A 23166-nucleotide genomic window follows, 5' to 3' on the forward strand; every position below is an offset into this window, starting at 1 on the left:
CGGAGTAGATGGAAGGTGGTGAGCGGAAGTGCGCCCTGATCGCCTGGGTAGGTTCACGGCACTGACAGCGCTCAATGGTCGCCGGACTCTGGACGGCCGACCGCGCGCGCTCAGGACTCCCCGGGGGCAGCGGGGATCAGTTTGTGCGACTCCCCGCGCAGGGTCGCGTTCGCCCACCAGGCGACCTCGACCAGGACGATGCCCACCGCGCCGCAGAGGAACGCGGCGGTGGTGAGCCGGATGTTCGACGGGTCCAGCGCGAAGAATTCCCGGGTGAACGGCACCGTGAACAGCACCAGATACGCCGCCACGGAGACCGCGATCAGCACGACCTTCCACCAGGTATAGGGCCGGGCGACGATCGCCAGGACCCATACCGCGATCATGATGAGGGTGATGAGCGCGGTGGTCCCGGCCTGCACCTTCTGTTGTTCGCTGGCCTCGGGGCCCGCGTAGGCGATGAGGTAGGCGACGAAGGTCGCGGTGCCGATGACCACGCCGGAGGGAATGGCCAGCCGCATCACCCGGCCGACGAATCCGGTGCGGGCCCGTTCATTGTTCGGCGCCAGCGACAGGACGAACGCGGGGATACCGATGGTGAACCAGGCCGCGATGGTCACATGCCGCGGCAGGAACGGGTAGCCGATGGGTTCGTAGCCGAAGATCTGCGAACCGACGCCTGCGGCGCCGACCAGGAAGGCCAGCAGCACCGAGTAGACGGTTTTGGTGAGGAACAGGTTGGAGACCCGCTCGATATTGCCGATCACCCGCCGGCCCTCACCCACCACATACGGCAGGGTCGCGAATTTGTTGTCCAGCAGCACGATCTGCGCGACCGCGCGGGTGGCGGGGCTGCCCGCGCCCATGGCCACACCGATATCGGCGTCCTTGAGCGCGAGGACGTCGTTGACCCCGTCGCCGGTCATGGCCACGGTGTGGCCGCGGGACTGCAGGGCGCCGACCATGGCCCGTTTCTGATCCGGGCGGACCCGGCCGAAAGTGGTCTGCTCCTCCAGCACTTTGGCGAGTTCGGCGCGATCCTCGGGCAGCGTGCGCGCGTCGACGGCGTGGTCGCCGCCGGGCAGATCCAGCGAGGAGGCCACCGCACCCACCGAGACCGCGTTGTCCCCGGAGATCACCTTGATCGATACGTCCTGGCTCGCGAAGTAGTCCAGGGTGTCGCGGGCGTCCGGTCGCACCTTCTGCTCGAGCACCACGAGTGCGACCGGAGTGATCGTGCCCGGCGCGCCGTCGGCGTCCACCGCGCGGTCGCCGCGGGCGAGCAGCAGCACCCGCAGGCCGGTCGCGCCGAGTTCTTCGGCGGCGCGGGCATCGGCCGACCCGCTATCGAGCAGGACATCGGGTGCGCCCAGCAGCCAGTCGCCGTGCGGTCCGTAGGAGAAGCCGCTCCATTTCTTGGCCGACGAGAACGGTGCCACCGCCGTGTACTTCCAACCGGGCGTCTCGGGAAGAGCTTCGGCGACGGCCTGGACGCTGGCATTGGGCCGGGGGTCGTCGGCGGCCATGGCGGAAAGCGCCTGCCGCGCGTGTTCCTCGGCGCCGGAAGCGGTTTCGATCATCCGCAGTTCGGCCAGGCGCATACCGTTCTCGGTGAGCGTGCCGGTCTTGTCCGCGCACACCACATCCACCCGGGCCAGACCCTCGATGGCGGGCAGTTCCTGAACCAGGCATTTGCGCTGCCCCAGCCGCACCACACCGACCGCGAACGCGATCGAGGTCATCAGGACCAGCCCCTCCGGCACCATCGGCACCAGCGCGGCCACCATACCGGTGACGGCGGGCCGCCAGGATTCTCCACTGGACACCAGCTGGTTGTAGATGCTCAGCGCACCCGCCGGGATCAGCAGATAAGTGATCACCTTGAGAATGGTGTCGATACCGTTGCGCAGTTCGGAGTTCACCAGGGTGAATTTGCTGGCCTCGTCGGCCAGTTTCGCGGCGTAGGCATCCTTGCCGACTTTGGTCGCGCGATACGCGCCCGAACCGGATACCACATAACTACCCGAGAGCACCTGCGCGCCGGATTCTTTGGCGACATCGTCGGATTCGCCGGTGAGCAGCGATTCGTCGATCTCGAGCAGTTCGGCTTCCACCACTTCGCCGTCGACCACGATCTGGTCACCCGGCCCGAGTTCGATGAGATCGTCGAGTACCACATCACTGGGCGCGATCTGTTCGGCCCGGCCGTCCCGGCGCACCGTGGGTTTGGCCTGGCCGACGATCGCCAACCGGTCCAGGGTGCGTTTGGCCCGGATCTCCTGAATGATGCCGACCGCGCTGTTGGCCACGATCAGCAGCCCGAACATCCCGTCGATCACCGACCCGGTCGCCATCACCAGGACGAACAGCACCCCCAGAATGGCGTTGATCCGGGTGAACACATTCGCCCGGACGATATCGCGTACCGAGCGGCTGGCACGGTCCGGTACATCGTTGGTGAGCCCGTCGCGCCGGCGCTGCGCCACCTCCGCGGAAGTGAGACCCGGCATCCCGACGGACTGCACAGTTGTCGACATGGGTGTCAGCGTAGCCAGCGCCGCGGCGCCCGGCTCACCAGGCGACGTTGATCGGGCCGGGTGACCATGTCCCGGAACGGTCCTCCTGGGTCGTGCGCGGGCGGGCCGGGACCGCGTCGGGATCGATGGGGAGGTACTGCTGGAGCTGTCCCCAATCACGGTCCCAGTCCTGGTCGAGGTAGGTCGGCAGGGTGCGGGCGTGGAGCAGCAGACCGGTCCAGCCCAGCGGGCCGCCACCGTCGTGGTTCTGCCACAGGTTGGTGTCGTGCGCGCCGACCCGGTCCGGCAGGATCCGGTACTTCGGCGTCTCGGCGATCCCGATGCGGTGATCGAAGGGTCGCTGGCAGGGGAACTGCAGACCCACCGCCCAGTCCAGCAGCACCGGATCGGCGGAGCCGACGACCGTGTTCAGGTCCTGGGTCCGCGGAATCCGGGGCGGGGTGAAGGCCAGCCACTGACGCGGATCACGGTCCCGGTCGGCGGCGACGATACGCACGGTATCGGCGTCGGCGTAGGGCGCCAGCGGGACCCGCAGGTTGCGCCACGACGGAGCCGGGCCGATATCGATCGGATCGACCCGGCGCAGCGGTACCGGGTTGCCGGCCGAACCGCCCGGCGCGGTGGTGGAACCGAATTCGAGTTCCAGGGACTGTCCGTGGGTGACCACACCGTCGGCGTCCCGCGACCAGATCCGGCCGGCGGCGCTGAGTGCCAGGATATCCGCGCGGTCGGCGACCGGCGGCAGTGAATACCAGCCGGAGATCAGTTCGGCCGGACCGTCGGCGTGGTCGCTGCCCAGGACCGGCGTCTTCGGGTCCAGACCGAACGGCAGTGCGGGACTGTCGGTTTCGGTGGCCACCCCGGTCCCGGCGGTCGCCTGGCCCACCGAATCGGCGATGGCGGCGTCGGCACCTTCCTCGGCGTCGGCACTGAGGTCCGCGGCGACCCCGCCCGGGGTGAATCCGGTTCCGGTGCCGGCCAAGGTGGACGCGGGATCACCGGAGAGCGGGGTGAGCAGACCGCGGTTGGGATCGGTCTCCACCAGGATGTGCGGAGCCAGACCGCAGGTGTCGCCGGCGAGAACGCTCAGATTGGAACCGGCCAATGAGAACGCCGGATATTGGGCGACAGCGCCTTTCGCGAACGATCCGACTTCGAACAGCACCATGAAGGCGGCCGCCACCGTCAGGGTCGGCACCTTCGCGACCCGCCAGCCCCAGCGCGAGATCCGGTGGTGCCCGTCGTCGGGCGCCCGGACATGCCACCACGCCGCCAGCGCCAGCAGGGCCACCGCGCCCAGCAGGAAGACCTTGTTGAAGGCGATCCCGGCCACCGACGGTTGTTTGTCCCACCACGGGACGCTGTAGGAGGAGACGTACCACCACCCGTTGGGACCGGCGAACACGAGAGCCAGCAGGAAGGCCACCGCCGCGCCGAACAGCGCCCGGTTGCGCGGAGCGCGCATCACCCGCGGCCCGATCGCGACCGCGGTCAGGACCGCCACGGCCCCGGCCAGTCCGGCGAAGACACCGAGGTGATGAGTCCATTTCGTGGGGGTGGTCATCATCAGCGCCATCGCACCGACGGTGACGCCCAGGATGCGCTGCGACGGGCCCACGGCGGCGGTGGGGATCCGGCCGCCCTTGCGCAGCAGCGTCAGCAGGCAGACCGCCAGACCGGCGATCATCACGAAGATCCCGAACCGGCGAGCGACCGAACCGTCCACCGTGCCCATGAACAGGTATTGGTAGCGCAGGTATTCGTCGAACCAGAGGACATTCGGGCCGGCCAGTTCGTGGACGCGCTGCATCTCCAGCATGGCGCTGAAAGGCTGGTCGGCGAAGGCCACCACCAGCACCAGCACTCCCGCGGCGACCAGCGGCAGCACCTGCGGCAGCCAGCCGGCCCGCGGGGCCCGGGCCGCGAGGATCTTGATCAGCGGCCGGAGCCCGGCCAGCAGCGCGGCCACACAGATGATGCCGTGCGGGCCGGCGGTACAGCTGAAGGCGGCGATCAAGAGGGCGACGGCGAACGGTAACAGCCGCCGGGTGGCGATACCGCGCTCGACCGAGCACCAGGTGAGCAGCACCCCGAGCGCGACGAGGGGCTCGGGTCGTAGCCCGTTGTTGTAGGGCAGCCAGACGGCGAGGAACACCAGCGCACCGGTCCACGGGACGAACCGGTTGCGATGCAGCGCGGCCCCGAACCGGGGTACCACCTCACGGCTGATCACCAGCCAGGCCAGCATTCCGGCCAGCAGGCTCGGCAACCGTACCCAGGGGCTGGCGGTGCTGAGATCGGCCAGCCGGCCGATGAGGTCGTAGTACGGGGTGCCGACCGGGTTCTCCGGGACCCCGAAATACCGGAAGTAGTTCGCCATATAGCCCGCGGCCTGCGAGGTCCGGCCCATCCCGAACTGGTAGCCGTCATCAGAGGTGGTGGCGCCGATGAAATGCCAGAGCACCAGGGTGCCCAGCACCACGACGTCGACGGGGCGGAAGGTCCACCAGCGGGCCGGCAGGAATCGGCGGGCACGGCGTCCGTCGAGCGTGTCGAGCCGGTACAGCGCGAACAGCGAGATCAGCGTCGCGACCACCGCCGACCAGATCGCGATCTGTTTGAGCGGCGTCGGGCTGGAGGAGAACCGGCTGTCGATATCCGCGGTGACCTCGGTGCCCGCCGGATCCGCGAGATCGCTGAACACACCGACCAGCTGGGGCCGGAGATCACCGCCCAGCACCACCTGCTCCGATCCGGTGAGCGAGGCCACGGCTTCGGTCATACCGGCACGGACGTCGAGTACGCAGTCCGGGGGCAACTCCGCGACAGGGACGCTGAACAGCGATTGGTTGCGCAGAACCACGTCGAGCTGCGGGCCGGCCTCCGGCGTCGCGGGCCCGATTCGGGCGAGGAAACCGTAGCGTTCCAGGTCGGGCGCGCCGTAGGGCGCGGTCGAGGTCAGCACCCCGCCACCGGGGCCGAGCTGCTGGATCGCCGCGCACGGCACAGTGGCCGCGAAGTTCAACGGCGCGTACGCGACCAGCGGTGCCTCGATCGAGGCAGCGGAATCGTCCTGCGGCCAGCTCAGTGCCGCAGTGTCCACCCGGACGGGCAGTAGCGGCACCGCCAGCGCGAGCAGGGCTCCGATGAGCGCCGACACCAGCGCGACCGGCCGGGCCCAGCCACCGCCCGATCGGGATCGGGGACGTTCGGAGATCTCTGCCGGCTCGGGCGCCGCCACCACCATCGTGTCAGCCACGGGGCGCAATCCTAGCGGGGGCCGCGCGCACCCCTGCGGCTGAGTTCACCGAGCACCCGGACACCGCCGAACGAAACCGGCCGGTCCGCTATGAGCGGACCGGCCGGTTCGAACCGTGTGGAATCAGGCCACGCAGGCCGGGGACTGCACCTGAGCCTGGGCGAGCATATTGCAGGTCCAGGTCTTCTCCACCTTCCAGACACCGTCCTCGGCGACGAACGGGACATCGACCACGTTCTGGGTGTCGCCCAGTTTGAAGTTGGCCTTGGCGTTGAGGGTGTCGGCGAAATCGCTCACCTCGGTGACCTCGATGGTGGCGCCCGAATCCGTGTAGAACTGGGCCAGTTTCGCCGGCAGCTCCGGATCCGCCTCGGCGCCCTGCACCATCTGCAGCTTCTCCTCGTTGGGCACACTCGGGTCGAGGGCGCGCTGGAGTTGAGTGTTCAGGTCGGCGGCGGAGGGCACCGGCGGCAGATCGGCGGAGGCCTCTTCCGAAGCGGCCACCGACGCCGACGTGGTGCTCGCGGCTTTGCTGTCCGAGTCCGAATCATCGCTACCACACGCCGTCAGGGTCAGCGCGGCCACGGCGGCCAGGCCGGCGATCGCGATACGTCCGGTCTTGCGAAGCTTCAACTGCTCGTCCTTTGCGTTCGAGGGTTCGGTGTCGTGCGCTACGACAGAGCCACCTGAACCGGCGACGCTGCCCGGGACCAAACTACCCGGCGGTCCTCACGACAAGCTGCCGAGCGGGTCCGCTGCGCACAACTCCGTATTGTCGGCAGCGAAAGTACGCGCGATCCCCGGTCCTGTCGAGCGGGTCTCGAACCGGACGGTCACTCGTCCGTGGCCCGCGCCCTGCACCCAGCCGAATCCGAATTCGGGATGCCGCACATCCGAACCCGGCCGCCACAGGGCGCTGCCACCAGCGGAGATTCCGGAATCCGGCGGCTCGGCGCGGTTTTCACCGGTATCGTCGCCCACCGAACGCCGACCCGGTGCCGTGTCCACCGAACTCGCCGGAACCGTCCGAGCTCTTACCGAATCCACAGAGGACTCTTCGGGCGCCGCCAGAGAATCCGGGGCGGCAACCCCGGTCGACGCCGTTCCGGCACCGCTCGGGAATCCGGTCGGCTCGGCGCCCAGGCGGTCCAGTTCCGGGAACAGGGATTCCTGCCGGATCGTGGACAGCCCGGCGTAGCCGACACCGACCAACCGGATCGGGCCCAGTTCCTGCGGGTCCACGGCGGCGCGCTGTGCGGCGGCGGCGAGGGTGGGCAGATCCTCCGTCGCATAGGCCAGGGTGGTGGAGCGAGTGGTGATGCTCATATCGGCGCGCCGCAGTTTCAGCACCACCGTACGTGCGGCGCGCCCGTCGCGGGTGAGCCGGCGGTGCGCGGCGGCGGCCATCTCGCTGATCGCCGGACGCAACCGGTCCAGCGTGACGATATCGTGTTCGTAGGTGGTTTCGGCGCTGATCTGTTTGGCCTCGGCACGTTCGGTGACCGGACGGTCGTCGATACCGCGCGCGAGGCGGTGCAGCGCCGCCCCGATACTGCCGCCCAGGATCGATACCGCCTCGACCTCGGGCAGTGCCGCGAAGGCTCCGACGGTTTCGATTCCGAGGGAACGCAACCGGCTCTCCGCCACCGGTCCGATACCCCACAGCCTGCGTACCGGGAGTGCGGCCAGCAGTGCCTGCTGCTCATCGGGTGCGATCACCCGGATCCCATCGGGTTTGGCCATCCCGGAAGCGATCTTGGCCAGCTGTTTTCCGCTACCGGCGCCGACCGAGGCCACGAGTCCGGTGCGCTCCCGGACCGCCGCCCGCAACCCGGCACAGAACGCGACCACCTCGGCCGCGCTCGCTCCGGCCAATTCGGTGGGTTCGGCGAACGCCTCGTCGAAGGACAGGGTCTCCAGTACCGGGACCCGGGCGCGCAGAGTATCGAAAACCCGACCGCTCAACACGCTGTACAGCGCACCCCGCGGCGGCACCACCACCGCGGACACCCCGACCAGCCGCCGCGCCTGATGCATCGGCATCGCCGAGCGGGCACCGAACACCCGCGCTTCGTAGCTCGCCCCGGCGACCACCCCGCGGGCGCCGGTTCCGCCGACGAGTACCGGGCGGCCATTCAGGGTGGGACGGGTGAGTTGTTCACAGGAAGCGAAGAACGCGTCCATATCGATGTGCAGCACCCAGCGCCGGGAAGTCCCGGCGGCCGGGTGAGCGGGCGGTCCGGCACCGGACTCCGGATGCCCGCCGCTCACCACGGGGCGGCTCGCGGTTCACCGGACGGACGCCACCGCGGCACCGGGCGGCGGCCACGCCTACCGCCGCCGGTATCCCTGAACGTGGAGTCCATGAGCGCAGAATCTACGCGGCGGCACCGACAGGAGAGGGTACGCGGATCGGTCACTGCCGGGTTGCCGGGAATTCCCTCGCGCCGGCAACCTGTCACCGGGCCTTGTCCGGCCACCGCCGTTCATGGGCGATCGACCCGGCCATAGGGCGTTTCCGGGATCACTGGACCCGGCCGGGATACCGCGCCCCGGGTGGCGGATATGTGATGATCGGACGATGAAGATCCGCAAGGCCGTGATTCCCGCTGCCGGTATCGGTTCCCGACTGCTACCGCTGACCAAGGCGATCCCCAAGGAGATGCTGCCGGTCGGCGACAAGCCGGTGATCGAGCACACGGTACGTGAGCTGGTGGCCTCCGGGATCACCGATATCACCATCGTGGTCAGCGGCGGTAAATCGCTGATCCAGGACCATTTCCGGCCCAACCCCGCGCTGGTGGCTCAATTGCGCGCCGACGGTAAGACCGCCTATGCGGACGCGGTGGAGGAGGTCGGTGAACTGTCCCGGCTGGGCCATATCACCTATCTGGACCAGCACGGCCCGTACGGAAACGGCACCCCGGTCCTCAACGCGGCCCGTACCGCCGTCGACGAACCGATGCTGGTGCTGTGGCCCGACGACGTCTTCGTCGCGGAGGAACCACGGGCCCAGCAGCTGATCCGCGCCTACGAATCGACCGGCTGCCCAGTACTCGCGCTGATGCCGATGAACCCGAACGAATCGCAGCGCTACGGTGTCCCAGTGGTCCGGGAGGACCTGGACGACGGCCTGCTGCGCATATCGGGACTGGTGGAGAAACCCAAACCCGAGGACGCGCCCTCGGCCTTCGCCGCGATCGGCGGCTACGTGGTGACGCCGGGGATCATCGACGAACTGCGTGCGCAGACGGAGGACTGGTACACCCACCGCACCGGCGAGGTCTACCTGACCGATTCCATCAACGCCTATGCCGCGAACCATGCGGTATACGGGCAGGTCATCCAGGGCCGCTGGTACGACACAGGTAACCCCGGCGACTATCTCATCGCGCAGTTCGCCTCGGCGCTCGCCCACCCCGACTATGGGCCGCTGCTGCGCCGTCAGGTCGACTGATCACGGCTCGGCGGCGTCGTTGCCGCCGCGGCGTCAGAAACGACGGATGCTGTAGATGTAGAACTGGTCGAGCGGGGTGAGCCCCACCGGGAACCCGGCGGCGTAGGCGTTGAGCACCTGACCGAACCCGGCGTAGATCCCCACATGGGAGGCGTCCTGGTTGATGATGATGACGTCACCGGGTGAGAGCGCGTATCGCGGTACCGAGGCGCCGACCTCCGCCTGTTCCCAGGTGGTTCGCGGGAGCATGACACCCACCTGACGGAATGCCCACTGCACCAGCCCGGAGCAGTCCCAGGTATCGGGGCCGGTCGCTCCCCATTCGTACATTTTCCCGGTCTGGGAGGTCGCGGCGGCGAGTGCGCCGAGCCCGTTGCTGCTGGAGACCGGTAGCGCGGCCGAGCCGCTGGCGCTGAGCGATCCGGAACCGGAGGACGATCCAGTGCCCCCGCTTCCGGTCTGCGCCCACCCGGGGGCGGCGGCGACGGCGCTGACGGCCGTCGCGAAGAGCACACCGGCGATACCCCGGCGCAGTGCTGTTCCGATCACTTGCCCACCCTTCTGCCCGTCGGTACCCGGGACGCCGTGTGACGCCCCGGTTTTCTCGCGGCACCCGCCACGGGGGTGGGGATACCGCAACCACAGGGGTTGTGCCGGGGTGAATCGGCTCCGGCGCAACTTCACTCAGGTAGAACCGAACGAAATGATCACCGTTCCCGGTAGTCCGGAGGACCGGACTCAGCGGTATCGGGGATGATTTTGCCCGGCTCACAGAGGGCCGACAAGCTTCTGGCAAATATCCAGCATGTGATGAACATCACAAAAATGTTTATTGCGTTTGGGTCGCCACGTCGTTCAGCGTCTTGAGAACCACATCCTTGCCGGCCGCCGGGGACTCCACGAAGACCCCCACCTGCCAGACCGGCTCACCACCCGGTTCAGCTGCGAAAAAGCGGCTGAAATCCACCGAATACCTACCCTCGTCGTTGACCGCGGCCTCCACGTAGGAGGTCCGGTCGTCGAAGGCGCGGGCCTGGTCCGGCTGGTCGAACCAGTCCGCGTTGAACTGGGTCCGCGTGGCCGCATCACAGGTCGCTGGACATTTGCGGAGGATCAGGTTGACCCGCTGTCCCGCAGCGGAATTGCTCTCGTCCACACAACCCCAGGCCTGGGCGTCCGGAATCTTCTCGATCGATCCCTTCATACATCCCCAGGAGCCCGGGGCCCGAAAAGCGAAGGGCCAGCCCTGGAACGCCATCGTGTAGGTGCTCTCACCGGCCTGCCACGTGGGACCGAGCACCGCGACCGGGGCCACGCCCTCCCGCAGGACGGGTTCACCGGAGGAAGGTAGGGCACTGGTGGTCGCGGTAGTAGAGGTCGCGGTGGTGGACGCGGAAGGCCGTGCGGAATCGGTGACCTCCGAGGAGGTTCCGGCCGCGGTGTTCTCCTCGGACCCCCGCGACTGCAGTACCACCAGTCCGATCACCCCGACCAGAACCAGCACCACCACGGTGACCAGCACCGCGATCAACGGACCGTTGTTCTTCGCCGGCGGGCCTCCGTACCCACCGGCGCCGCCCAGCGGCGGCACTTCCCAGGCGCCCTGCGGCGGAGTGGGTTGCGGGCCCTGGCCCGCGGTCCGGCCCCACTGCACGCCCGGATCCGGCTGCCCGCCCTGAGACCGGTAGCCCTGTTGCCACTGCCCCGACGGGGAATTCTTCTGTTGCCCCTCAGGGGAATGCTGCCACCACTCGTCGGGATTGTCCGAAGCCATAAGGTCTCACCCTAGTGCGCGGTTCCGACCCGGTCATTGCCAAAAGTCCCGGACTCGGCAGCTCCGGCCGCGAACTGCGGATACCACTGGGGCCCGGCCGATACCACGCTCGGCCCGGGCTCGACCCCGGTGGATTCCCGGCGCGATCGCGGCTCGGCCCCGGCGAATTCCTCAGGAGATCGGGCGCCCGCCGACCGGACCTGTGGTCCGGTCGGCGCCGGCTCAGCCCGCTTTGACGACCCGGGCCCGTGCCCCGCCGGTGAGCTCCGCGGCATCCGGGCCGGCCGACCCGAATTCCAGCTCGACCGCCAGGATCTCCCCCGCGATCAACTCGCGATGGGTACTCGCCCACTCCTGCCGGTCGGCCGGCACCTCGAGCGTTACCGTGATGCGGTCGGAGACGTCGAGGCCGAGCGATTTCCGGGTTTCCTGCAGATCCCGGATCACATCACGAGCCCAGCCCTCGGCCTCCAGTTCCTCGGTCACCACCGAGTCCAGCACCACCAGACCCGCGTTACCGGGCAGCGCGGCGGTGGATTCCGGTTCCGCCGCCACCAGTCGCTGCGTGTACTCCTCGGGCAGCAGTTCGATCCCGGCCGCGCTGACCACACCGTCGGCGTTCTCCGACCAGTCACCCGCCTTGACCGCCTTGATCACCCGCTGCACCTCTTTGCCCAGCCGGGGCCCGGCGGCGCGCGCGTTGACCGCCAGTTCGAACCTGCCGTGCGCGGCGACATCGGTGGTCAGGTCGACCTTCTTGACATTCACCTCGTCGGCGATGATATCGGCGTAGGGCGCCAACCTGTCCGCGTCGGCCGCGGCGATCGTCACCTCCGCCAACGGCAGCCGGACCCGCAGCTTCTGTGCCTTGCGCAAGCTCAGCACCGTCGAGCACACGGTACGCGCCTCGTCCATCGCGGCGACCAGTTCCGGGTCATGCGGCAGCGTATCGGCGGCCGGCCAGTCGGCCAGATGCACCGAGCGCTCGCCGGTGAGCCCCCGCCAGATCACCTCGGTGACCAGAGGCAGCAGTGGAGCCGCCAACCGGGTGACGACCTCCAGCACCGTGTGCAGGGTGTCGACAGCATCGCGATCCTCGGCCCAGAACCGCGAACGCGACCGGCGCACATACCAGTTGGTGAGCGCGTCGGCGAAGGTGCGCAGCTCCTCACAGGCACCCGCGATATCGAACTCCTCCAGCGCGGCGGTCATGACCTCGCGACTCTGTGCCAATTTCGCCAAGATGTAGCGATCCAGCACATTGGGCGAATCGGTGCGCCACACACCGGGTTCGGCGGCGTAGAGCTGCAGGAACGTCCAGGCGTTCCACAGCGGCCGCAGCGCATGGCTCACGCCTTCACGGATACCGCGTTCGGTGACGATGAGGTTGCCACCGCGCAGGATCGGCGAGCTCATCAGGAACCAGCGCATGGCATCGGAGCCGTCCCGGTCGAACACCTCGTTCACATCGGGGTAATTGCGCTTGGACTTGCTCATCTTCAGTCCGTCGTCACCGAGCACGATCCCGTGCGCGACCACGTTCTTGAACGCCGGGCTGTCGAACAGCGCCGTGGACAGCACGTGCAGGTTGTAGAACCACCCGCGGGTCTGCCCGTTGTACTCGACGATGAAATCGCCGGGGAAGTGCGATTCGAACCATTCCTCGTTCTCGAACGGGAAGTGGACCTGCGCGTAGGGCATGGACCCCGACTCGAACCAGCAGTCCAGTACCTCCGGCACCCGGCGCATGGTGGACTGCCCGGTCGGGTCGTCCGGGTTGGGCCGGGTCAGTTCGTCGATCGCGGGGCGGTGCAGATCCGTGGGCCGTACCCCGAAGTCGCGTTCGAGCTCGTCGAGCGAACCGTAGACATCGATCCGCGGATACGCCGGATCGTCGGATATCCACACCGGGATCGGGCTGCCCCAGTATCGGTTCCGGCTGATGTTCCAGTCCCGCGCGTTCTCGAGCCATTTGCCGAACTGGCCGTCCCGGATGTGCTCGGGCACCCAGCTGATCTGCTTGTTCAGCTCCACCATCCGTTCGCGGAACTGCGTCACCGCGACGAACCACGACGGCACGGCCATATAGATGAGTGGCTGCCCGGAACGCCAGCTGTGCGGATACGAGTGGTCGATGGTCTCCTGCCGCAGCAGTTTTCCGGCGGCCTTGAGGTCTTTGATGATCACGGGATTGGCGTCGAACACCATCAGGCCCTCGTACGGCGGCACCATGGAGGTGAACCTGCCGCCCGGATCGAGCGGCTGCACCAGTTCGATGCCGTTCGCGCTACAGACGTCCATATCCTCCTCACCGAAGGCGGGCGCCATATGCACGATGCCGGTACCGGAATCGGTGGTGACGTAGTCGGCCGAGAGCACCCGGTGCGCGTTCGGATGCCCGACGAAGAAGTCGAACGGCGGCGCGTAGCGCAGATCGACCAGCGCGGCTCCGTCGTATTCCCCGAGCACCTCGGGCTGATCGCCGAGTTCCCGCCCGTAGTGCGCGATCCGTTCGGCCGCGAGCACATAGCGTTTACCGTCCGTGCCGCGCACCTGCACGTAGCGGATGTCCGGGTGGACCGCGACGGCGAGGTTGGACGGTAACGTCCACGGCGTGGTGGTCCAGATCAGCGCATTGGCACCGTTCAGTTCGCGCAGCGGATGATCCCGCGGAACCGACAGCACCATATCCACGGTGACCGCCGGGTCCTGGCGCATCCGGTAGGCGTCGTCGAGCCGGGCCTCCTGGTTCGACAGCGGCGTCTGCTCGTACCAGCTGTAGGGGAGCACCCGGAAACCCTGGTAGATCAAGCCTTTGTCGTACAACGACTTGAACGCCCACATCACCGACTCCATGAAGTCGAGATCGAGGGTCTTGTAATCGTTGTCGAAGTCGACCCAGCGCGCCTGACGGGTCACATAATCGCGCCATTCCCCGGTATAGCGGAGCACCGATGCCTTGCACGCGGCATTGAATTCCGCGAGCCCCATCGAGTCGATCTGTGATTTGTCCGTGATACCGAGCTGCTTTTCCGCTTCGATTTCTGCCGGCAGCCCGTGTGTGTCCCATCCGAAACGTCGCTCGACCCGCTTACCGCGCATGGTCTGAAAACGTGGGATGACGTCTTTGACGTAGCCGGTGAGCAAATGACCGTAATGTGGCAGCCCGTTGGCAAACGGTGGTCCGTCGTAGAAGACGAACTCCGCGGCGTCGGCGCGGTTCGCGATGCTGGCGCGGAAGGTTCCGTCGGCGGCCCAGGCGTCCAGTACGGCCCGCTCCATATCGGGGAAGGACACACCGGCTCCGCCGCCGAGATCGACGCGGGGGTATGCGCTGCTACTGGAATTCTCGTCCGCCATCGCGGATTCACGTCTCCTCGTGCCCGGCGCGCCCTGGGGCGCGGTATCTCGGCACGGGGACGATCGCGGCGCAACGGGTGCGCCGGAACCGCGGTACCACCCCGCTTGTCCGGCCCGGCGGACCGGGCGAACCTCTCGTTGCGAGCTGTGACGGGCTCACCCGTTCGGGTCTAATGAGCGTGCGCGACATACAGCGTGCCGCGCGGCGCCGTTCTTCCGAAAGCTCCCCGGTGATGGCCGGATCGTCGCCGACTTACAGGTTTGATTCTAACCAGGACGGTCAACCACTTATACAACCGCCCGCGGAGCCGCAGTAACCCGCAACCCGGAAGGACGTTTTGGTTCTCGCCCGATTTTCTCGTCAGCGCTTCGCGTGCTGGTCCCGCGGTGGCAGTTCCTCATCGGGTGCGCGCATCGACAGCGCGCTCACCAGCAACACCACAGCACCGATCACACAGACCAGGATGCAGCCCCAGGCCCACATCACCGATCCGGTGGCCAGGGAAAGGATCAGCAGCGCCAGGCCGATCGCGGCCAGCGCCAGTGTCAAGACAAGCATGATGACCCCCAGAACAGCAGGCCGGGTGCCCGTTCGCTCCCAGCGGTATCGGGCGTTCAGTCGCCTTTGCCGAACGACGCGGGGGCGAGCTGGTTGGCCCCGGTATCGAAGGAGTCACCCTCGTCGACCGGTACTGCCGAACCACGGTTCTCCAACTCTTCGAGCTGCGATTCCAGATACGACTTCAGCCGTACCCGATACTCGCGTTCGAAGGTCTTGAGGGTCTGGATCCGGCTCTCCAGCACATTGCGCTGCTGGGTGATGGTCCCCATGATCTCGGTATGTTTGCGCTCGGCGTCGGCCTGCAGTGCGTCGGCTTTTTCCTTGGCCTGGCGCAACTGGCTGTCCGACCGGGTCTGGGCGTCGGAGAGCATGCTGTCGGACTTGTGCCGCGCGTCGGCGATCATATCCTCCGAGCGGACCCGCGCGTCGTTGACCAGACGTTCCGAATTGGCCCGCGCGTTCGCCAGCAAATTCTCGGCTTCGGACTTGGCATCGCTGGTGAGCCGATCCGCCATCTCCTGTGCCAGGCTCAGCACCTTGGCGGCCTGCATATTCGCGTCAGCGGCGACATCGGCGGCCACCGGCGCGGGGGGCACCACCGGGATCGGTGCCGAGGGGGGCGCCTGAACCGGCGGTTTGATCGGTTCCGGCGGCGGAGCCTGCTGCACCGGTTTACCGAGGCCGGGCCCGCCCGGACCACGGCTGCTCTTGGCATCGGCCAGTTCCGCATCGAGCTCGGCAACCCGCTGGCGAAGGTCGGCGTTCTCCTCGATCAGCCGGGAAAGTTCCTGCTCCACCAGATCCAGGAAGGCATCGACTTCGTCCTCGTTGTAGCCGCGTTTGCCGATAGGCGGTTTGCTGAACGCGACGTTGTGCACATCGGCTGGGGTCAGCGGCATGGAAGGATCCCTTCGCGCGTTGGCAGATCTAGCGGCTCTGGCAAGTCTTCACGGCCCATTCTGTCACACCGGAGCTACCGGCTGCCCGAGCCGGCTCACGACCGACATCAGGATGAAGACCAGGAACAGCAGAACCATAATCGACAAATCGAGCCGAATTCCGCCCAGCGAGACCGGCGGTATCAGCCGCCGCAGCAGCTTTACGGGGGGATCGGTGATGGTGAAGATCACCTCGAGGATCACGACGACCACCCCGGTGGGACGCCAGTCGCGGGCGAAGCTCCGGATGAACTCGACGATCACCCGGCTGATGAGCAACAGCCAGAAGATGAACAGTACGAAGTACAGCACCGCGAACAAGGCCACGACCTCACTCTGCCGCAAAATCGGCGCGGTGCAAAATGCCCGCGCCGATCTTGTTCGTACCACACGGCGCCCGGCCGGGCAGGCCGCTCGCTATTTCTGGTTGTAGAACCCGGTTTCCGCGATCCGGCGGCGCTCCTCCGCCGATACGTCCACATCGGCCGGGGAGAGCAGGAACACCTTGGTCGCGACCTTGTCGAAGGAGCCACGCAGGGCGAAGGCCAGCCCGGCGGCGAAGTCGACCAGGCGTTTGGCGTCGGCATTGCTCAGGTCGACCAGATCCATGATCACCGGGTTGCCCTCGCGGAACCGCTCCCCGATGATCGCGGCTTCGCTGTAATCACGCGGACGCAGCGTGGTGATCTTGGACAAGGGACCTCCGTCCTCGAAGATCGCGGGACGGCGGGCGGCGACCGGTTCGGGACGGACCCGCTCGGCCAGCCGCCGCTCCTCGGCATCGGGATCGACTGCCAGCGCTCCCCTGGTCGCGCCGCGCAGGGAGGCACCGCCGCCCGGACGATACCGGCCGGAAGCGGCAGCGTCGATCCGGGTGGGACGGCGCGGGCCCTCGTAATCGTCGTCGTAGGCGTCGCCCGGGTAGTCGTCACGGCGCGGCGCGGGATAGCTGGGCTGGTAGGACGACTTGTACGGCGACTCGCGGTAGTCGGGACCGTCGTAGCGGTCCTCGGGGTACCGGTCGTAGTCCGGGCGATCGTCGTAGTCGCGGGGAGCACGGTCGGAGTAGTCACGCGGCCTGCGCGCGCCGCGATCCTCGACCCCGCGGGGGGTCCGATCGTCGACGTAGTCGTCTTCGTAATCCTCGAGCGGAACCATGCCGAAGTACGCCTTGAACTTGTGCAGCGTGCTCATGACCGCGCCTCGCTAGCGCTCGGCTCGGTCACGAGCACGCTCGTGGCTGCGCCCATAATTCGCTCGCTGCGCTCACTCAATGACCGCGCCTCGCTAGCGCTCGGCTCCGTCACGAGCACGCTCGTGGCTGCGCCCATAATTCGCTCGCTGCGCTCACTCAATGACCGGGCCTCGCTGTCGCTCGGCTCCGTCATGACCACGATAGTGGCTGCGTCGAGTACTCGCTCGCTGCGCTCGCTCATTCTGGTCGACCTTCCTTCGGCCCCGGTGGCGGCCGGGTGTTGAAGTCTTGCTCAGCCCTCGTCGTGTCCCAGCATATGTGTCGAATGTGACTGATGAGGTTTGTTTGCTACGCCGAGGTTATCGGCCGGGCGCCCAGGAGAGCGGTACCGACACGCACACAGGTGGATCCATGGGCAATAGCTCTTTCAAGATCGTTGGACATTCCGGCGGACAGTTCCGTCGCACCGGGGTGTCCGGTGCGCAGGCGGGTACAGACTTCGGCCAGGCGGGCGAATTCCGCATCCGGATCGGCGGTACGCGGGGGAATCGCCATAATCCCTGCTAAACGCAGTTCGGTGGATTCGGCGATGTGATCGGCCAGCGCCGGCACGGCCCCCGGCTCCACCCCGCCGCGCGTGGGATCGGCATCCAGGCTCACCTGGATGAGCACCTCCAGCGGAGTGTCCCGCTCACCGGAATCCAGCGCCGCCGCAGTGGCCGTGGCGAGCGCGGTCGCCAGACGTTCGCTGTCCACCGAATGCACCGCGTACGCCCACCGCGCCACCTGACGCGCCTTGTTCCGCTGCAACTGCCCGACCAGATGCCAGCGCACACCCAGATCGCTCAGTTCCGCGGCTTTGGCACCCGCCTCCTGCGGACGGTTCTCGCCGAAGTCCCTGCGGCCCAGACGATACAGTGCGGCGATATCGGATGCCGGGAAATATTTCGTCACCGGCAGCAGCCGGACATCCCCCGGATCACGACCGGCGGCCGCACACGCTGCGTCGATACGCGCGAGCACCCGGTCGAGGCCCGCGGCCAGCTCCACCGCGCGAGAGTCGTTCCCGGCCTCGGCGTCACCGGTGTCCGGGACAGCCGACGCCCCGTTCGCACCGAAATCCGCCGATCCGGGTACGGATTCGGCACCGATCCGGTCCCCCGAACGCGGGCCGCTCACCGCAGCCCGCCGATCAGCCGTAGTCTCCGGTCCGTCATCGGTCTCTCCTCTTCCCGAGCCGATCACCGGCCGCGCGTCGAACACCTTGCGCGAGTTCGCGACTCGCACCGGCCATGCCGCCGCGACGGCCGCACGCGGCGCCGCGGACCACCCGGCCTGTCACGCTGTACCCGAATCCATCCAGATAACACTGCCCAATCGTCCGGTCGGGGCGCCACGGCGATGACTGAACAGCGCCTTGTCCTCGATGGTGCAGCGCGGATCCTCGACAATCGCCGAGACCCCGGCGGCGGTGAGCTGGCGCCGAATCCCCGCGCGCAGGTCCAGACCGGGGGTGCCACGGACGGTGGTGGTGGCACTACCGGGAAGGCGCGCTTCCACATCGGCCCGCATCGCGGCGGGCACCTCGTACTGCCGGCCACTGGCGGCCGGGCCCAGCAGCGCCCCGATCCGGTCGAGCCGGGCCCCGGCGGCGACCATCGCGTCCAGAACCCGCGGCACGATACCGATCCGGGCGCCCACCCGGCCGGCGTGCACGGCCGCCACGACCCCCGCCTCGTCGTCGGACAGCAGTATCGGTACGCAATCGGCGGACAACACCACCAGCGCCAGACCCGGCCGCGTGGTGACCAGGGCGTCGGTCCCGGGAAACGGTTCGGTGCGGGGCCCGTCCACCGTCGCCACGGTACGGCCGTGGATCTGTTCCATCCAGATCACGTGATCGGCGGCCAGCCCGAGGGTCTCGGCGAGCCGGGCACGGTTGCGTCGCACCGCCTCCGGATCGTCGCCGACATGATCGCCGAGATTGAACGAATCGTAGGGCGGCGCGGAGAAACCCCCCGCGCGCGTGGTGACGACCCGTCGAACGGTGAGTACCGGTGCCGCTGTCATGACACCGAGCCTAGTGGCACTCCCGGGCGGGGCCTGTGGTCCGGCCGCCGGGCAGGCCCGCCCCGGCGGCTGCGCCCACGGATCAGCGCGGGCGCAGCGTCACGGTGGCACGGGTGGCGAACCTACCTGCGTGGGTACGGAGGCACAGCGACCTCGGCCCGGTTCACCGCGGCGATCGGCGATTCAACGCCGCATGAAATCCGGGACGTCCACATCGTCGTCGTCATCGTCGGGCAGATCCGGCGGCGGCTGGATATGGGACCGGCTGTTGTGGCTGAGGGTCGGATCCACCGGTGGCCGGTTGCGTTCGGTGTCGCGGTAGCTCGGGGCGGGGCCGCGGGCGATGGACGAGGCGGAATCCGACGCCCGGCTCGGGGCAGACTCCTCGGAATGGCCGCGGGCCGAGCCGAGTTCGGCGGTCCGGGACTGACCGAGTTCGGCGGTACGCGATTGCGCGGATATCTCCGCGGTACGCCCGGATCCCAGCGATCCCCGGGTGGTCGCGGGATCGAAGGTACGCCGCGCCGGGCCGCCACCGTCGAATCCGGCCGCGATCACGGTGACGCGTACCTCGTCGCCGAGCGAATCGTCGATAACCGTTCCGAAGATGATGTTGGCCTCGATATGCGCGGCCTCCTGCACCAGCGAGGCGGCCTCGTTGATCTCGAACAACCCCAGATCCGAACCACCGGCGATCGAGAGCAGTACCCCGTGCGCCCCGTCCATGGAGGCTTCCAGCAGCGGTGAGTTGATCGCCGCCTCGGCCGCTTTGACCGACCTGCCCTCCCCTCTGGACGAACCGATACCCATGAGTGCGCTACCGGCACCGGACATCACACTCTTGACGTCGGCGAAGTCGACGTTGATCAGACCCGGGGTGGTGATCAGGTCGGTGATGCCCTGGACACCGTTGAGGAGCACCTCGTCGGCGGAGCGGAAAGCGTCCATCAGACTCACCGCGGCATCACCGAGCTGTAGCAGGCGATCATTGGGTATGACGATCAGCGTGTCGCAGGATTCGCGGAGCAGGTTGATACCGACTTCGGCCTGGTTGCCGCGCCGCTTCCCCTCGAAGGAGAAGGGCCGGGTCACGACTCCTATGGTCAGCGCACCCAGTTTGCGCGCGATACTCGCCACCACGGGTGCGCCACCGGTACCGGTACCACCGCCTTCGCCCGCGGTCACGAAGACCATATCGGCGCCCTTGAGCACCTCTTCGATCTCGTCCTTGTGATCCTCGGCGGCCTTACGACCCACCTCGGGGTCGGCGCCGGCGCCGAGGCCCCGGGTGAGCTCCCGCCCGACATCGAGCTTTACGTCGGCATCGCTCATCAGCAGTGCCTGGGCGTCGGTGTTCACCGCGATGAACTCGACACCCTTCAGGCCCTGCTCGATCATTCGGTTGACGGCGTTCACGCCGCCGCCGCCGATACCGACGACCTTGATCACGGCAAGGTAGTTGTGCGGGGGCGTCATGAGCTCTCGCCTTCCTTAGATCCAAAGTCTGTCGTTTGCGGATGCCCGGTACCGATCCGCGCGACCACGGTCCGCGGACCACGATCCGGGCAAACCCTGAACCTCAACCATAGGGTTGGAGTTATGTCAAGTATCCGACTGGTGCGGAACGCTATTCGCCGCCGTCGCGATCCGCTCGCAGGCGCGCCGAGACGATAACCAGTTTCTTCGGCGAACTTGCTTCTACCCGGACGGTACGCGACGTATCGTGAACGGTTGCCCAGCTGCCCGCGCCCACATCGTGGAACGCCCCCGGCTCCCGCTACATACGGTCTCCGGGTGAACGCCCGGGACCGAAGTGGAGCTTCGAACCGAACAGGGTCGAACCGAACAAGATTGCTGGGAATCATTTTACCGTGACCAGACTGGGACTCGAGACGTCGAACACGGTCCCCGGCTGGGTGAGCAGCGGCAGTATTACCGCCGATTTGCGTTCGCCGTCCTCGCTGCTGCCCCAGAGTACAGTGCGACCGTCGCGCAGTGTCAGGGAAATCTGCGACGCGCCCTGGGCACGCACGGTTTCCACCTGAACCTTCAGCGCCGGCGGCAGCACCCGGGCCACGGTGACCGCGGCGCGGGTCGACGCGTCCGCGCCGCCCGGCCGGTCGGTGACCAACTGCGGCACCCCGATCGGCGCGGATTCGATGGCGTACTCGATGCCGTCGGCGTCCAGCAGATGCGCGCCCTCGGGAGAGTCGTAGTACAGCACCGGGGTTCGCGCCTCGATCCGCACCCGCACCGTCGACGGCAGTACCCGCTGGACCCGGGCGCTGCGGACCTTCGGAATCGTCGCCACCCGCGCGGCCATCGCCGCGGTATCGATCCGCAGGATCGAGCCCGTCTCCGGTACCTGCAGCAGTTCCCGGATCTGTTCGTCCGGAATCTCGCCCGCCCCTTCGATACGCACCTCGCGCACCGAGAGCAGCGGGGAGAACCAGGCGAGCGCGGCCAGCGTGATCACCAGGGCGATCGCGGGCAGCGCCCACAGCCGGAACCGCCGCGATCCGCCCATCCCGAATCGTCGCGTCCCGGCCCGCACCCCGCCTCACCGCCCGTACTGCGGACGCGCGCGTAGTCCGTCCAGGATCTGGCTGCCGAGCATGGTGACATCGCCGGCGCCCATGGTGATCACGACATCACCGGGCTGGGCGAGACCGGCGACATGACGGCCCACCCGTGACATATCGGGTTGGTAGTGCACGGGTTTGTGCACCGACTGGGCGACCAACGCTCCGTTGACCCCCGGCAACGGCTCCTCGCGCGCGCCGTAGACGTCGAGCACCACCACTTCGTCGGCCAGATCGAGGGCGGCGCCGAATTCGGCCGCGAAAGTCGCGGTGCGGCTGTAGAGATGCGGTTGGAAGACCACGATCACCCGGCCCCGCCGCGAGAGAGCACCGTCGCGAGCCTCCTGTTCGACCAGTTCGGCCGCGGCCCCGAGCACCGCTCGGACCTCGGTGGGATGGTGCGCATAGTCGTCGAAGACGCGGACCCGGTTCTCCCGGCCCACGAACTGGAAGCGGCGGTGCACCCCACCGAAACCCTCCAGCCCCTGGATGATCTCGTCCACATCCGCGCCCGCGGCCCGCGCGGTCAGCAGCGCGGCCAGTGCGTTGAGTGCCATATGACGCCCGGGCACCGACAGGCGCAGCGTCCGCGGCGCGGGTTCGTCGGCGAGCTGGAACTGGGCGATACCACCGACATCGCGCGGCTCCCAGCTGTGCAGGCGAACCCCGACCGGGACGGGGGCGTCGGGCAGTTCCCCGGAGCCGTACCCGAGTACCCGCACACCGCGCGCGGCCAGCCGCTGCCCGGTGCGCTCGGCGAGTGCGCGCGCACCGGGATCGTCCAGACACACCACCAGCAGGCCGCCGTCGGCCAGGCGGTCGGTGAAATCGTCGAACACCTGGACATAGGCGGCATCGGAGCCGAAGAAGTCCAGATGGTCGGATTCGATATTGGTGACCACCGCGACGTCCGGGTCGTACTGCAACAGTGAGCCGTCGCTCTCGTCGGCCTCGGCGACGAAGATATCGCCGCTGCCGTGGTGGGCGTTGGTACCCGCCTCGTTGAGTTCACCACCCACCGCGAACGACGGGTCCAGCCCGCAATGCTGCAGCGAGACGATGAGCATCGAGGTGGTGGAGGTCTTGCCGTGCGTCCCCGACACCAGCAGCGTGCGGTGACCGCTCATGAGGGCCGCCAGGACGGTCGGCCGCAGCAGGACCGGGATATCGCGGCGATGCGCTTCCACCAGTTCCGGATTGGTCTTGGGAATGGCGGCGTAGGTGGTCACCACCACTGTCGGGCCGCCGGGCAGCAGATCCAGCGCACCGGCGTCGTGCCCGATCCGCACCTGGGCGCCGCGCGCCCGCAGCGCGAGCACACCGCGGCTTTCCTTGGCGTCGGACCCGGACACCTCGCCACCGCGCGACAGCAGGATCCGGGCGATACCCGACATCCCGGCGCCGCCGATCCCGACCATGTGGACCCGGGCCA

At 67.9% G+C, this 23166-nt stretch carries 17 protein-coding genes; 1 reads left to right on the top strand and 16 read right to left on the bottom strand.

Going from position 1 to position 23166, the window contains the following annotated elements; translation table 11 throughout:
- Positions 1 to 110: 110 nt before the first annotated feature.
- The 4 genes from IEY68_RS09050 to IEY68_RS09065 all read right to left on the bottom strand — a co-directional run bounded on the left by IEY68_RS09050 (position 111) and on the right by IEY68_RS09065 (position 7980).
- The gene (locus tag IEY68_RS09050; protein WP_062998320.1) at positions 111 to 2537 is read right to left on the bottom strand and encodes an HAD-IC family P-type ATPase; all 2427 of its coding nucleotides are present in this window, start codon (positions 2535 to 2537) and stop codon (positions 111 to 113) included.
- A gap of 34 nt (positions 2538 to 2571) precedes the next feature.
- The gene (locus IEY68_RS09055; RefSeq protein WP_373292958.1) at positions 2572 to 5796 is read right to left on the bottom strand and encodes an arabinosyltransferase domain-containing protein; all 3225 of its coding nucleotides are present in this window, start codon (positions 5794 to 5796) and stop codon (positions 2572 to 2574) included.
- A gap of 123 nt (positions 5797 to 5919) precedes the next feature.
- Positions 5920 to 6429 (bottom strand): WKL family lipoprotein, encoded by a 510-nt coding sequence (locus IEY68_RS09060; protein ID WP_062998324.1) that lies wholly within the window; start codon positions 6427 to 6429, stop codon positions 5920 to 5922.
- Positions 6430 to 6525: 96 nt separating this feature from the next.
- Positions 6526 to 7980 (bottom strand): DNA polymerase IV, encoded by a 1455-nt coding sequence (locus IEY68_RS09065; RefSeq protein ID WP_062998338.1) that lies wholly within the window; start codon positions 7978 to 7980, stop codon positions 6526 to 6528.
- A 397-nt stretch (positions 7981 to 8377) separates the two neighbouring features.
- Here IEY68_RS09065 and IEY68_RS09070 point away from each other — a divergent pair, with 397 nt between their 5' ends.
- Positions 8378 to 9253: a UTP--glucose-1-phosphate uridylyltransferase gene (locus IEY68_RS09070; RefSeq protein ID WP_062998326.1), complete on the top strand. Its 876-nt coding sequence runs from the start codon at positions 8378 to 8380 to the stop codon at positions 9251 to 9253.
- 33 nt (positions 9254 to 9286) lie between these two features.
- On the opposite strand, the gene IEY68_RS09075 is transcribed toward IEY68_RS09070, so the two are convergent.
- The 12 genes from IEY68_RS09075 to murC all read right to left on the bottom strand — a co-directional run bounded on the left by IEY68_RS09075 (position 9287) and on the right by murC (position 23152).
- Positions 9287 to 9802, bottom strand: a complete 516-nt coding sequence (locus IEY68_RS09075) for an NlpC/P60 family protein (RefSeq protein WP_189094176.1) — start codon at positions 9800 to 9802, stop codon at positions 9287 to 9289.
- Between the two features lie 280 nt (positions 9803 to 10082).
- Positions 10083 to 11027, bottom strand: coding sequence for a hypothetical protein (locus IEY68_RS09080; RefSeq protein WP_189094177.1), 945 nt, complete (start codon positions 11025 to 11027; stop codon positions 10083 to 10085).
- 222 nt (positions 11028 to 11249) lie between these two features.
- Positions 11250 to 14387, bottom strand: coding sequence for an isoleucine--tRNA ligase (gene ileS / locus IEY68_RS09085; RefSeq protein ID WP_062998330.1), 3138 nt, complete (start codon positions 14385 to 14387; stop codon positions 11250 to 11252).
- A 361-nt stretch (positions 14388 to 14748) separates the two neighbouring features.
- Positions 14749 to 14946 (bottom strand): hypothetical protein, encoded by a 198-nt coding sequence (locus IEY68_RS09090; protein WP_062998332.1) that lies wholly within the window; start codon positions 14944 to 14946, stop codon positions 14749 to 14751.
- Positions 14947 to 15002: 56 nt separating this feature from the next.
- Positions 15003 to 15848, bottom strand: a complete 846-nt coding sequence (wag31, locus tag IEY68_RS09095) for a DivIVA-like cell division protein Wag31 (protein WP_062998334.1) — start codon at positions 15846 to 15848, stop codon at positions 15003 to 15005.
- A gap of 63 nt (positions 15849 to 15911) precedes the next feature.
- Positions 15912 to 16214: a YggT family protein gene (locus IEY68_RS09100; RefSeq protein WP_030523839.1), complete on the bottom strand. Its 303-nt coding sequence runs from the start codon at positions 16212 to 16214 to the stop codon at positions 15912 to 15914.
- A 90-nt stretch (positions 16215 to 16304) separates the two neighbouring features.
- Positions 16305 to 17081 carry a cell division protein SepF gene (locus tag IEY68_RS09105; RefSeq protein ID WP_062998336.1) on the bottom strand — a complete coding sequence of 259 codons (777 nt, stop codon included), beginning with the start codon at positions 17079 to 17081 and terminating at the stop codon, positions 16305 to 16307.
- Positions 17082 to 17430: 349 nt separating this feature from the next.
- Entirely contained in the window at positions 17431 to 18132 is a 702-nt protein-coding gene (locus IEY68_RS09110) for a YggS family pyridoxal phosphate-dependent enzyme (protein ID WP_058852936.1), read from the bottom strand.
- Between the two features lie 288 nt (positions 18133 to 18420).
- Positions 18421 to 19152, bottom strand: a complete 732-nt coding sequence (gene pgeF, locus IEY68_RS09115; protein ID WP_058852933.1) for a peptidoglycan editing factor PgeF — start codon at positions 19150 to 19152, stop codon at positions 18421 to 18423.
- Between the two features lie 183 nt (positions 19153 to 19335).
- Positions 19336 to 20628, bottom strand: coding sequence for a cell division protein FtsZ (gene ftsZ / locus IEY68_RS09120; RefSeq protein WP_058852934.1), 1293 nt, complete (start codon positions 20626 to 20628; stop codon positions 19336 to 19338).
- Positions 20629 to 21013: 385 nt separating this feature from the next.
- Positions 21014 to 21679 (bottom strand): cell division protein FtsQ/DivIB, encoded by a 666-nt coding sequence (locus IEY68_RS09125; RefSeq protein ID WP_058852935.1) that lies wholly within the window; start codon positions 21677 to 21679, stop codon positions 21014 to 21016.
- 33 nt (positions 21680 to 21712) lie between these two features.
- A complete protein-coding gene (gene murC / locus IEY68_RS09130) occupies positions 21713 to 23152 on the bottom strand; it encodes a UDP-N-acetylmuramate--L-alanine ligase (RefSeq protein ID WP_058852937.1) in 1440 nt (479 codons plus the stop codon).
- Between the last annotated feature and the right edge of the window lie 14 nt (positions 23153 to 23166).

This window comes from Nocardia jinanensis (genome assembly GCF_014645735.1).
GTDB classification, from domain to species: domain Bacteria; phylum Actinomycetota; class Actinomycetes; order Mycobacteriales; family Mycobacteriaceae; genus Nocardia; species Nocardia jinanensis.

Coding starts and splice junctions, on each gene's coding strand:
- ftsZ (WP_058852934.1), bottom strand. CDS start 20,628: ATGACGCCCCCGCACAACTACCTTGCCGTGATCAAGGTCGTCGGTATC.
- ileS (WP_062998330.1), bottom strand. CDS start 14,387: ATGGCGGACGAGAATTCCAGTAGCAGCGCATACCCCCGCGTCGATCTC.
- wag31 (WP_062998334.1), bottom strand. CDS start 15,848: ATGCCGCTGACCCCAGCCGATGTGCACAACGTCGCGTTCAGCAAACCG.
- IEY68_RS09065 (WP_062998338.1), bottom strand. CDS start 7,980: ATGGACGCGTTCTTCGCTTCCTGTGAACAACTCACCCGTCCCACCCTG.
- IEY68_RS09125 (WP_058852935.1), bottom strand. CDS start 21,679: ATGGGCGGATCGCGGCGGTTCCGGCTGTGGGCGCTGCCCGCGATCGCC.
- pgeF (WP_058852933.1), bottom strand. CDS start 19,152: ATGACAGCGGCACCGGTACTCACCGTTCGACGGGTCGTCACCACGCGC.
- IEY68_RS09105 (WP_062998336.1), bottom strand. CDS start 17,081: ATGAGCACGCTGCACAAGTTCAAGGCGTACTTCGGCATGGTTCCGCTC.
- IEY68_RS09050 (WP_062998320.1), bottom strand. CDS start 2,537: ATGTCGACAACTGTGCAGTCCGTCGGGATGCCGGGTCTCACTTCCGCG.
- IEY68_RS09070 (WP_062998326.1), top strand. CDS start 8,378: ATGAAGATCCGCAAGGCCGTGATTCCCGCTGCCGGTATCGGTTCCCGA.
- IEY68_RS09080 (WP_189094177.1), bottom strand. CDS start 11,027: ATGGCTTCGGACAATCCCGACGAGTGGTGGCAGCATTCCCCTGAGGGG.
- murC (WP_058852937.1), bottom strand. CDS start 23,152: ATGGTCGGGATCGGCGGCGCCGGGATGTCGGGTATCGCCCGGATCCTG.
- IEY68_RS09090 (WP_062998332.1), bottom strand. CDS start 14,946: ATGCTTGTCTTGACACTGGCGCTGGCCGCGATCGGCCTGGCGCTGCTG.